The organism is Acinetobacter sp. P8-3-8, from assembly GCF_000214135.1.
Classification (GTDB): domain Bacteria; phylum Pseudomonadota; class Gammaproteobacteria; order Pseudomonadales; family Moraxellaceae; genus Acinetobacter.
Genome location: NZ_AFIE01000076.1, coordinates 1 through 10,605, shown reverse-complemented (window position 1 = coordinate 10,605; position 10,605 = coordinate 1). Strand labels below are relative to the sequence as shown.

At 38.9% G+C, this 10,605-nt stretch carries 8 protein-coding genes; 3 read left to right on the top strand and 5 right to left on the bottom strand.

The features are described from left to right. A partial coding sequence (locus GGG_RS0117500) for an ESPR-type extended signal peptide-containing protein (RefSeq protein ID WP_010117313.1) occupies nt 1-2,625 on the bottom strand: 2,625 nt, incomplete at its 3' end. Nucleotides 2,626-3,089: 464 nt separating this feature from the next. On the opposite strand from GGG_RS0117500, the gene fmt reads away from it, so the two are divergent. Next, a complete protein-coding gene (fmt, locus tag GGG_RS0117495) occupies nt 3,090-4,052 on the top strand; it encodes a methionyl-tRNA formyltransferase (RefSeq protein WP_010117311.1) in 963 nt (320 codons plus the stop codon). After that, on the top strand, nt 4,049-5,356 hold the full coding sequence (gene rsmB / locus GGG_RS0117490) for a 16S rRNA (cytosine(967)-C(5))-methyltransferase RsmB (protein ID WP_010117308.1): 1,308 nt from the start codon (nt 4,049-4,051) through the stop codon (nt 5,354-5,356). The genes fmt and rsmB overlap by 4 nt, the downstream gene beginning before the upstream one ends. A gap of 37 nt (nt 5,357-5,393) precedes the next feature. On the opposite strand, the gene GGG_RS20755 is transcribed toward rsmB, so the two are convergent. From GGG_RS20755 to GGG_RS0117465, 4 genes are all read right to left on the bottom strand, one after another. Continuing rightward, entirely contained in the window at nt 5,394-5,537 is a 144-nt protein-coding gene (locus GGG_RS20755; RefSeq protein ID WP_010117306.1) for a methionine/alanine import family NSS transporter small subunit, read from the bottom strand. 1 nt (nt 5,538) lies between these two features. Next, entirely contained in the window at nt 5,539-7,026 is a 1,488-nt protein-coding gene (locus GGG_RS0117480) for a sodium-dependent transporter (RefSeq protein ID WP_010117304.1), read from the bottom strand. A 339-nt stretch (nt 7,027-7,365) separates the two neighbouring features. Then, nucleotides 7,366-7,953: a DUF1287 domain-containing protein gene (locus GGG_RS0117470; protein WP_029574678.1), complete on the bottom strand. Its 588-nt coding sequence runs from the start codon at nt 7,951-7,953 to the stop codon at nt 7,366-7,368. Between the two features lie 74 nt (nt 7,954-8,027). Beyond that, entirely contained in the window at nt 8,028-9,476 is a 1,449-nt protein-coding gene (locus tag GGG_RS0117465; RefSeq protein ID WP_010117301.1) for an aldehyde dehydrogenase family protein, read from the bottom strand. Between the two features lie 133 nt (nt 9,477-9,609). On the opposite strand from GGG_RS0117465, the gene GGG_RS0117460 reads away from it, so the two are divergent. After that, complete coding sequence (locus GGG_RS0117460) at nt 9,610-10,296, top strand: TIGR04219 family outer membrane beta-barrel protein (protein ID WP_010117299.1); 687 nt, start codon at nt 9,610-9,612, stop codon at nt 10,294-10,296. The last annotated feature ends 309 nt before the right edge of the window (nt 10,297-10,605 follow it).

Below are 10,605 nucleotides of genomic sequence, written 5' to 3'. Positions count from 1 at the left end.
GGTCGTCGTATTCGCCCCAGTTCCAATCACTGCTTGTGGTGTCGTGATGCCAGTATTATTAATTACTGTTGCGCCTGTCGTTACACTACCTGCAGTTCCTAAATTGATTGCTTCTGCTAGTTTGATATCAAGCTGGTTACTACCATTCGCCACAACGCCAATATTATTATTGGTGAGTGTACCTGTAGCTCCACCTTTAACATTTAGGTCTTCGCCTAGTTTACGCGTTGCTTTCGTTCCACTATCACCTACAAAGCCTAGTGACTTGGTCACTTCTGTATTTAAGTTACCTAGTGCAGTTGCTACGTTATTCGCCGCCGTGTATGTCGTGCCATCTGTCTTAGTAATTGTGTAACTTGGCGCTGTGATACCACCTGCTGCAGTACCTGCTGCAGCTCCACCACCTAAAGCTGATGCTGTATTTGCTGCAAGGTTGCCTAGCTCAGTATTTGTTTGAAAAAACTGACTACCATTAATACCATCGGTACTCGTCGCACTTACTCGACCTGCAGCTAAATTAGTTAATGTACGCTCGCTACCCGCTGTCCCAATGCTCACTGTACTTGAACTTGCAGGCGCACCAGCATAGGTATATGTTTTACCATTTACTGTTGCACTACTGGTTTGAACATAAGCAGCTGTTGTAGAACCGCTACCTAACGCAACGCTATTTGCGTTAGATGCATTGGCCCTTGCACCCAAAGCAACCGCACCTGTGCCTGCAGTAGTAACTGTAGACTCTGCACCAATTGCAATAGCATCGGTAGCAGAAGCCTGAGCTCCACGGGTTGCATTACTACCCAATGCAACAGCACCTACAGCATTTGCTGTTACGGCTTTTGCATAAGAAGTCCCAGACCAGTCAGCCGTACCACCAATAGCTGTTGCGTATTGTGCATTTGCAAAAGAACCATTACCCACTGCTGTTGCATATAATTCATTTGCATATGAATCACTACCTACTGCAGTTGTTCTAGCCACTGTTGCTCTCGCGGAAGTTCCTATTGCCAAAGCATTAAGCCCAACTGCTTGTGAACTCGCACCCACAGCAAAAGCACCATTCCCAGTAGATGCATTTGCATTATAACCAATAGCAACAGAATCTAACGTTGATGCTTTCGCCGCATTACCCAATGCAAGAGCTCTTGAACCCGATGCATTCGAAGTTGTACCTAATGCCACTGCACCTATTGCAGTTGAAACAACTGTTGCACCATCACCTATGGCAACTGAACTGGTTGCATTAGCATTTGTTTTTGGGCCTATTGCTACTGCTCCAACCCCTGAACTTGCAATCATAGCATTTTCGCCGATTGCAACTGCACTGGCTGCCAATGCATTACTTCTTGCACCCAAAGCAACTGCATTTGCACTTGCTGCTGTAGACTCTGCACCAATAGCAACAGCATCAACACCAGAAGATTGAGCTCCACGAGTTGCATTCACGCCCAATGCTACTGCGCCTGCTGCAGTCGCAGTTACGGAATTTGTGTATACTCCACTAACATCTTTTGAGCCACCTATGGCTGTTGCATATGCTGCATTTGCAAAGGCACTATTTCCAAGTGCTGTCGAACTCGAAGCTATGGCCTGAGAAAAAGGACCAATACTAGTAGCAAAATTTCCTTGTGTGGTAGCAAGCCATCCCATTGATATAGAGCTAATACCATTCGCATTCGCTAGACCACCAAGCGCTATCGCATAGATAGAACCACCAGCCTTTGCACCATTACCAATTGCGATCTGTGAAAGTGTTAAAGTTTGTGTTCCTGCACCTATAGCAATCTGCCCACCATCCGCCACACCACCATTTGTATTACCATTTTGTGCGCCAGTACCAATCGCAATATTATTTACAGCTGTTGCTCCAGTACCCCCCGTATAAGTACCTTTACCTATAGCTATCGTGCCTGTATTCGTTGACTGAGCTTGACTACCCAGTGCAATAGCATCAGTAGCATTCGCCACAACGGTCGCACCATTACCAATTGCAGTTGCACTATTCGCCTGAGCATTTGCTTGTACGCCTACCGCAATTGAATTCAATGCATTCGCATTTGCACCCGCCATTAAAGCCAAAGCATGGTTACCAGTAGCAACTGCACCAGCCAAACTATTACTATTTGCTGTAGCATCCCCACTTGAACCTATAGCCACAGAACCTATACCATTGGCCATTGGGCTTTTAAGAGTACTCGTTAAACCACTACCAATAGAAACACCACCCTTACCTGTTGTTGTTGTACGATTAGCGTTATAATTTGATCCAATAACAACTGCCTGCTCTGCCGTAGTACTTGTTGTAATGTCATTACCAATAACTGTCGATTGCTCGCCATTTGCAATTGCATTCGCACCTACTGCAATAGTCTCAATAGCGTTTGCTTGAGTGACAACCGTACCAACATTATTACCAATAGAAATACCGCTAGTAGAAGTACTCGTACCGCCACCAGCAGTATAGACAGCCATCGCCTCTGGACTAAACGTCACCATCAAACTAACAGTTGCAGCACCGACAATACTTGTAATTTTCGACGATTTTGTTTTACCTTTTGCAAGCTCTGATACTGCGACCCAAGTTCCTAAGGTTGCATTCCAAATTACTTTATAGATTTTATTCATTAGGTGTTCCTCTTAGGAGATTGGCTGCAGCATTTACACTTTAACTAGGCAATGCATACAAAACATACAATTTTTTTGCTATTTAACAATCTATATACAATTTTTTCAACTTTTTTTTGAGATATATTTCACTTTTTTATGCAATAAATAGCAAATTAGTTTACATTTTTATTAAAACTAAAAAATAGTACACTTTTCATTAAAAAAATTAATAAAATCAATTAATTATATACTCTACATCATTTATTAAAATTAATTAAATTAACTTTAACATAAACCACGCATGTGACAAATTTTGTCAATAAAGATCATAAATTGTGTGACAAATTTCACATTAAAATCATTATTAACTTTAACTTTATTTTTATTGTTAATTTACTAAATAATCCTTGCTATTTTTCATCATTTAAACTTCAAAGATTTGTTATAATTGTTCACAAACGGATATTAAACGAGTCCTTATTTTGAAAATTATTTTTGCTGGCACGCCTGAGTTTGCAGCAACCGCTTTGGCTGCATTACTTCAAACTGAACACGAAATTGTTGCTGTTTATACTCAACCGGATCGTAAAGCAGGGCGTGGGCAGAAACTAACAGCATCCGCAGTGAAGCAATTGGCTTTGGAACATCACCTACCTGTTTATCAGCCTTTACATTTCAAAGCATCGACTGAGGAAGGTTTAGCAGCACAACAAGAACTTGCCGACTTAAATGCAGATGTGATGGTGGTTGCGGCTTATGGTTTAATTTTGCCTCAAGCTGTTTTAGATTTGCCAAAATATGCTTGTTTAAATATTCACGGTTCATTGCTTCCACGTTGGCGTGGTGCAGCGCCTATTCAACGTGCAATTGCGACTGGTGATGCTGAAACTGGTGTAACCATTATGAAAATGGCGGCAGGTTTGGATACTGGTGATATGTTATTTAAAACATTCTGTCCAATTACTGCGGAAGATACTTCAGCAAGTTTGCACGATAAACTTGCAGTACAAGGTGCCGAGGCCATTTGCACTGTTTTAGTCTCAGAAGAAAAACTTAAAGAATATTTAGACAACCGTGAAGTTCAAGATGAAGCTTTTACGGTTTATGCTCAAAAACTGTCTAAAGCCGAAGCGCAAATTGATTGGACACAGCCTGCTGTCAATATTGATCGTAATATTCGTGCATTTAATCCGTGGCCTGTCGCTTTCACTCCGATTGATGAAAGCAATAATCTGCGTGTATGGAATTCATCATTATCCGATCAAAGCTCTTCTACTGCTGTCGCAGGTGAAGTGATTGCAATTGATAAACAAGGTGTTCATGTCATGTGTGGCGACCAAAAAGCAATCTGTATCACCAACCTACAATGGCCCGGTGGTAAAGCCTTAAATGCCGTACAAATTAACCAAACTCAAAAACTCTCTTTAGGATATAAATTCGCATGAGCCAAATTCAATCTTCTGCAAAAAATTTGAATTTGCGTGCACAAGTGGTCAAAACGCTCGTGGCCGTCCAAAATGGACAATCCTTAACCTCTGTTTTAAATCAGCATATCAATAGTGTTTCTGAGCGTGATCGTGGTTTGTATCATGAGCTGACTTTAGGCTGTTTACGTCAGTGGCATTCTTTAAAAGCGATTACGCTGCCTTTGCTCACTAAACCACTCGACAATGAAGCACTCGAAAGTTGCTTATATTTAGGTTTATATCAAATTTTATGTACACGTATTCCTGCGCATGCTGCAATTTCAGAAACTGTGAATGCAGCAAAACAATTAGGTTTTGAACCTTTAAGTGGTTTGGTGAATGCGATTCTACGTCGTGTTTCACGTGAAACAGAAGAATTTCAAATCGCATTAAATGATTCACATGGTTTACCAAGCTGGTTGTACAAACGCCTTAAAAAAGATTGGCCAGAACAGCTTCAAGACATTTGCCAAAATCTTAAACAAGCTGCACCACTGACTTTACGTGTCAATGAACGCCAAGTGAGTCGTGATGAGTATTTAGATATTTTGGATGAAGAACAGATTGATGCGCATGAATGCGAATTTTCTGATGTCGGCATCGTCCTCGAACAAAGTGGAAATATTACCCATTTACCGGGTTTTGAAGAGGGTGGCTTTTCTGTTCAAGATGAGCATGCGCAACTCTGTGCTATGCTTTTACCCAATTTAGATGATCAAGTCGTCGTCGATGCATGTGCCGCACCGGGCGGAAAAACAGCGCATATTCTTGAACGTTTTAATCCTCAAAAACTGATTGCGCTTGATCATGATGCAAAACGTTTATTACGGGTTGCTGAAAATTTAGAACGTCTTGAGCTGAATGCGCATGCTGAGGTAGATATTGTTGAAGCAGATGCTACACAATGGATTGCGAATGAGCCTGTGGATTGCATCATCTTGGATGCACCCTGTTCTGCAATCGGTGTGATGCGTCGTCATCCTGATATTCGTTTATTGCGTCAATCAACAGATATTCAAAAAACTGTAGATTTACAAAAACAGATTTTGAATCAGATGTGGCAACAATTGAAAGTTGGTGGGACTTTGCTTTATATCACCTGCTCTATTCTCAAAGTTGAAAATGAACAGCAAATGGTGAGTTTTTTTGCTGAACATCCAGATGCAGCTGAAGTCAAAATAGATGCATCTTGGGGGATTGAACAAATCCATGGTCGTCAATTATTACCTAAGCCGAATCGTGGTGATGGTTTTTATTATTGTCGAATCCAAAAAATTGCATAAAAAAAGCAGGCTTTTAAGCCTGCTTTTTTATTAACACTTACAAGGTATGCTGATCTTTCACATCTTTTAAAACGTCATCTACTTCTTCAGGGTGACGCATTAAATGGCGAATAGACAACGCTAAGCCACCCCATAAAAATACGATAGAAATAACCATCATAATGATTGCTGAAGTATTCATTTTATTTCTCCTCGCGATCTTTCATTTTCGATAGAAGCACAGCGATTACACCACAGAAAATCACACTACCCCATCCGAAGATGAACTGCATACTGAAATCATATGTGTCATAACCTTTTAAAATCAGGTTATATACAGTCATAGCAAGTGTCACCAACAGAATCATAGCGGTGATCACGGTTAATGTGAAAGCCCAACCTTTACCCAATTGAATGGTCGAAATACGATTCACATGATCACGTAAAGCAATCAATGCATCTCGTTTAAACCATGCAATCGCGATAATTGAAGCTAGAGCACCACCGACAATACCAATGTTATTGATAAAGTGATCGACGATATCAACCAGTTTAATCGCATTTACACTTGAAAAAAGAATAATCGAAACTAAAGCACTACCACCACCAACAATGGTCACAGCTTTTTTGCGGCTCCATTTCAACTTATCTTGCATTGCAGCAATCGGTACTTCCAAGATACTCACCATCGATGAGATCCCTGCAACGAAAAGTGAAGTAAAGAATAGGATACCGAATAAGTTCGCACCTGAACCTAAGCTTGAAATGATTTTTGGGAATGCAATGAACGCAAGACCAATACCACCACTCACCACATCTTGAACATTGGTTCCTGCTGAATGCGCCATGAAACCAAGTGCTGCAAAGATACCAATACCCGCTAAGATTTCAGTTGAAGCATTGGCAAAACCAACAATCAAACCTGAACCTGTCAAATCCGTTTTTGGTTTGAGATAAGATGCATACGTCACCATGATTCCGAAGCCAACAGACAATGAAAAGAAGGTATGACCATAAGCAGCCAACCAAACTTTATAGTCCATCATCGCTGCCCAGTTTGGTGTGAAGAAGGCATTTAAACCTTGAGCCGCACCTGGTAAGCGTAATGATTGGATCACGAGAATGGTGAATAGAACGAACAGCAATGGCATAAAGATCTTATTCGAAAGCTCTACACCTTTTTTCACACCACCATACAAAATGATGAGTGTCAGCGCCCAAATACCTACAATCGGCCAAAATAAATGGCTGACAAACTGGAAGTCAAACGTTGCTGATTGAGTCGTTTGTAAATAGGTTTTAAAGAAGAATCCTTCTGGATCTGAACCCCACATCTGACCTACAGAGAAGTAAACATAGCTTCCTGCCCAAGTCAGTACGCTGGCATAGTACAAACCAATAATGATACAAACACAAACTTGCCACCAACCCAATGTTTCTCCACCTTTAAATAAAGCCCGATATGCTTTAGGTGGTGAATTAGTGCTTTTATGCCCAACAGCATAATCTAAAAATAAAAGCGGTAAACCTGCTGTAATTAAAGCAAGTAAATAAGGGATAAGAAATGCGCCACCACCATTTTCATAAGCAACATAAGGAAACCGCCAAATATTACCTAAACCAACAGCAGAACCAACTGCTGCGATAATGAAGCCTGATCGTGACGTCCAGTTTTCACGAGAATTTGCCATACAACACCTAATCTGTAGATGCCCTCAAATGCTGCTTATTTTCTTTGTGATATCGCAAGCAAAAGAAGTACCGATAATAAAATTTTGTTGTTTGAATAAGAATGATGCCTTTTGAGCATTTTCTTCTAATTACAAACCAGACTATTCAGATCCTCCTTGCTTAAAGAATTCACTTAAAAAGTACTGTTTAATGATGCAACAATACCTGTTTTCCTCACTTTTTTCTGTAATTTCCAACCAAATTCCCAGACTTTTTCATGTAATTTATCTCGGTTTGATAGTTTTTTATTCAATTTATTCATTAAATCCATTTAAGTGTTCTTTTAACACAACTTATGGTTAGCTTAAGTTCTTGGGTAATCGATAATGCCCAATGATTTTATATTCAAATAAAATATCATTTTCACGTGTCCCATAACCAATATTGTGAATCACCAAAGGTGTATTCGAAAACATCGTCGTTTTATCTGAAATGATACCAATATGAACCAGCCCTTTACCTAAGTCCCAAGTGACAATATCCCCTGCCAAATATTTTTGATCATTGACTTGATAACCCTGTCTTTGAAAATAGGTCATGATATTGGGAACACGACGATGATCGATATTTTTGTCAGTCCCTTTTAAGCCCCATTTTTGTGGATATTTTTTAAAATTCGCTTTCATGTCCTCATGAATACGTTGTTGCAAATCAATGTTCTGATGTCGCAAAGCTCGAATAATGACATCGGTACAGACACCTTTAACGAGCGGAACATCACCCATTGGGTATTTTAATTGCGTATAGCTTGGATCGTAATATAAGGTTTTCCAAATTTGTGAACGCGCATCCGTCACCAATTTATTATTTTGAAATGACCATGTCTGAACAGCAATTCCCATAAAAAAGCAGAGGGTAAATATACGTAATGCGTATTTTATTATCATTTTAAAAACACCTTATAAAAATCCAAATGTAAAACTAAATACAAAAAAGGAGCCGAAGCTCCTTTAAATATGACTTATTGCTTAATCACAAGCAACCTTTCCTCTTGCATATCTCGAATCGCAAATTGAACACCTTCTCGCCCCAATCCAGAGTCTTTTACCCCACCATAAGGCATATTATCGACACGGAAAGTTGGAATATCATTAATAATCACACCACCGACATGTAAATGATCCCACGCATACAACATTTTATTTAGATTTTGCGTATACACACCCGCCTGTAAACCAAAACGACTTTTGTTAATGATATCAACCGCTTTTTCAAAATCTTTATACTTCTCTAAAATCGCTATAGGGCCAAAGGCTTCATTTTGATAAATTTCAAGAGATTCATCAACATTCTCAAGTAACGTCGGCTCAAATAAAACACCTTTTAAAGAACCACCACAGAGAATTTTTGCACCCTTCTTCTCCGCTTTATCGACCCATTTTTTTAGACGTATTGCTTCTGATTCTTTAATCATCGGCCCAACAATCGTAGTTTCTAAACTTGGATCTGCTGCTTGAACATTCTTTAATTTACTAATCAACTTTTTCTTTAATTCAGAATAAATATTTGCATGAACCAAAATACGTTGCACACTGATACACACTTGTCCTGCATGGCTGTACGCACCACTAATTAAACGATCTACCAAAGCATCAGTAATTTCTGTATCAGGCTCAATCATGACCGCAGCATTGCCACCCAATTCCAAAGTCACCTTTTTACGACCTGCACGAGCTTTCATATCCCAGCCGACTTGGTCAGAACCCGTAAAACTTAATAATTTAAAACGATCGTCCGTAACAAGTACATCTGCATGCTCACGAGGGCACGGCAAAATCGAAAATGCACCTTTTGGCAAATCTGTTTCTGCTAAAACTTCAGCAATTTTAAGCGCAGAAATAGGCGTCAAGCTTGCTGGTTTCAATACAAATGGACAGCCTGCAGCAATTGCAGGCGCAATTTTATGTGCCGTTAAATTCAATGGAAAATTAAATGGACTTACTAGAGATACTGCACCAATTGGAACATGTTGCACCATTCCTCGATATGCAGATGCAGCAGGCGTCACAGCAAGAGGAATCAAACGACCATCATCAATTGTTGAAACTGCATCTGCTGCAATTTGAAAAGTATTAATCAGCCTTTCAACTTCTGCTGCTGATGCAAGTTTAGGTTTACCACCTTCTATCACCAATAACTGTACTAACTCATCACGCATTTCTTTAAATCGATTAACGCAATGCAGAAGAATTTTTTGTTTTTGAAATGGTTTTAAGGCTGCCATATCCTGCTCAGCTTTAACCGCCGAATTAATAGCCTTTTCAATCACTTTAGCATCTGCTAATGCAACTTTTGCGTAGAGTTTCCCAGAAAACTTGTCATTTACTTCAATCCATTGTCCTGTTTTTAGAGGTTTATTTGCTACATATAATGGAAACTCTAAAATTGGTTGATCGATTGTATCTTTCATACTGCCCTCTTATTTAAGATTTTAATAATGCAAAATTATACAAACCCCTATATCATGCGCTCAGTTAATAAAGTAATAAATGTATTTACGTAACAAAATTATGAGATGAAAAGATCATTTTTGGAGATGGAAAATGAATAAATTTAAATTATCAGCATTCGCGCTAACGCTTGGACTAAGCTCTTTTGCGCAAGCCGATTTTATTGGTTTAAAAGGCGATGTGAGCTATTGGAATATCGATGGCAAAGCAAATATTGATGAAAAACATTTATCAGATCAAGACATTGATAGTGATAGCACAGTACAAGCATCTGTTGCTTTTGAGCATCCAATTCCAATTATTCCAAATGTAAAATTGAAATATACAAAATTAGATACTGAAACTGAATCATCAATTGATCTAGCAAAAACTGAAATTAATTTAGATCACACAGATTTAATTTTCTATTACGAAATTTTAGACAATGTTGTTAAAGCTGATGTAGGTGTTGGTGCAACAAAGTTGAATGGTACCGTTAAACAATTTGCTCAAAGCGTTGATGTAGATGAATATGCACCAATTATCTATGCTGAAGCTGGCGCAAAACTGCCATTTACAGGTTTAAGTGCTAAAGCTGAAGCAACGTATACCAATGTGAATGATGTTAAAATTACAGATGCTCAAGCTGAACTTCAATATGATTTTATTCAATCAATTGCTGTAGATCTGGGTCTCAAAGCTGGTTATCGCATCTTAAATATCGAGCTTGATGATTTAGATAATCGTGATATGAAATTTGAGTTTAAAGGTCCATATGTTGGTCTAAACGCTCACTTTTAATTTTTGAACTTGAAAATTACTCTTCATTGCAGTAGTTAAAGCAGATCAATTGATCTACTTTTTTAATATCAATACATTTTTGAGCTATGTAAGAAATAGCTTACATGAATTACTGTTAATATCATCTATTCCATAATCTCAAAATTTCATATTCTATAGTCATAGGGAACAGGAAGTTTCCCAGACAAAAAACAACAATAATCGGTCTGAGCATCAGGAACGTGAGATTAGACAGGAGTCAAATCTAACTAACCAATACGAAGAAACCCCATCAGGATGATGGGGGTTTTTTTATTTATGTGTTTAAAA

Bases quoted from the DNA above. Each gene is read 5' to 3' on its own strand.
- rsmB (WP_010117308.1), top strand. From the start codon at position 4,049: ATGAGCCAAATTCAATCTTCTGCAAAAAATTTGAATTTGCGTGCACAA.
- GGG_RS20755 (WP_010117306.1), bottom strand. From the start codon at position 5,537: ATGAATACTTCAGCAATCATTATGATGGTTATTTCTATCGTATTTTTA.
- GGG_RS0117480 (WP_010117304.1), bottom strand. From the start codon at position 7,026: ATGGCAAATTCTCGTGAAAACTGGACGTCACGATCAGGCTTCATTATC.
- GGG_RS0117470 (WP_029574678.1), bottom strand. From the start codon at position 7,953: ATGATAATAAAATACGCATTACGTATATTTACCCTCTGCTTTTTTATG.
- GGG_RS0117465 (WP_010117301.1), bottom strand. From the start codon at position 9,476: ATGAAAGATACAATCGATCAACCAATTTTAGAGTTTCCATTATATGTA.
- GGG_RS0117460 (WP_010117299.1), top strand. From the start codon at position 9,610: ATGAATAAATTTAAATTATCAGCATTCGCGCTAACGCTTGGACTAAGC.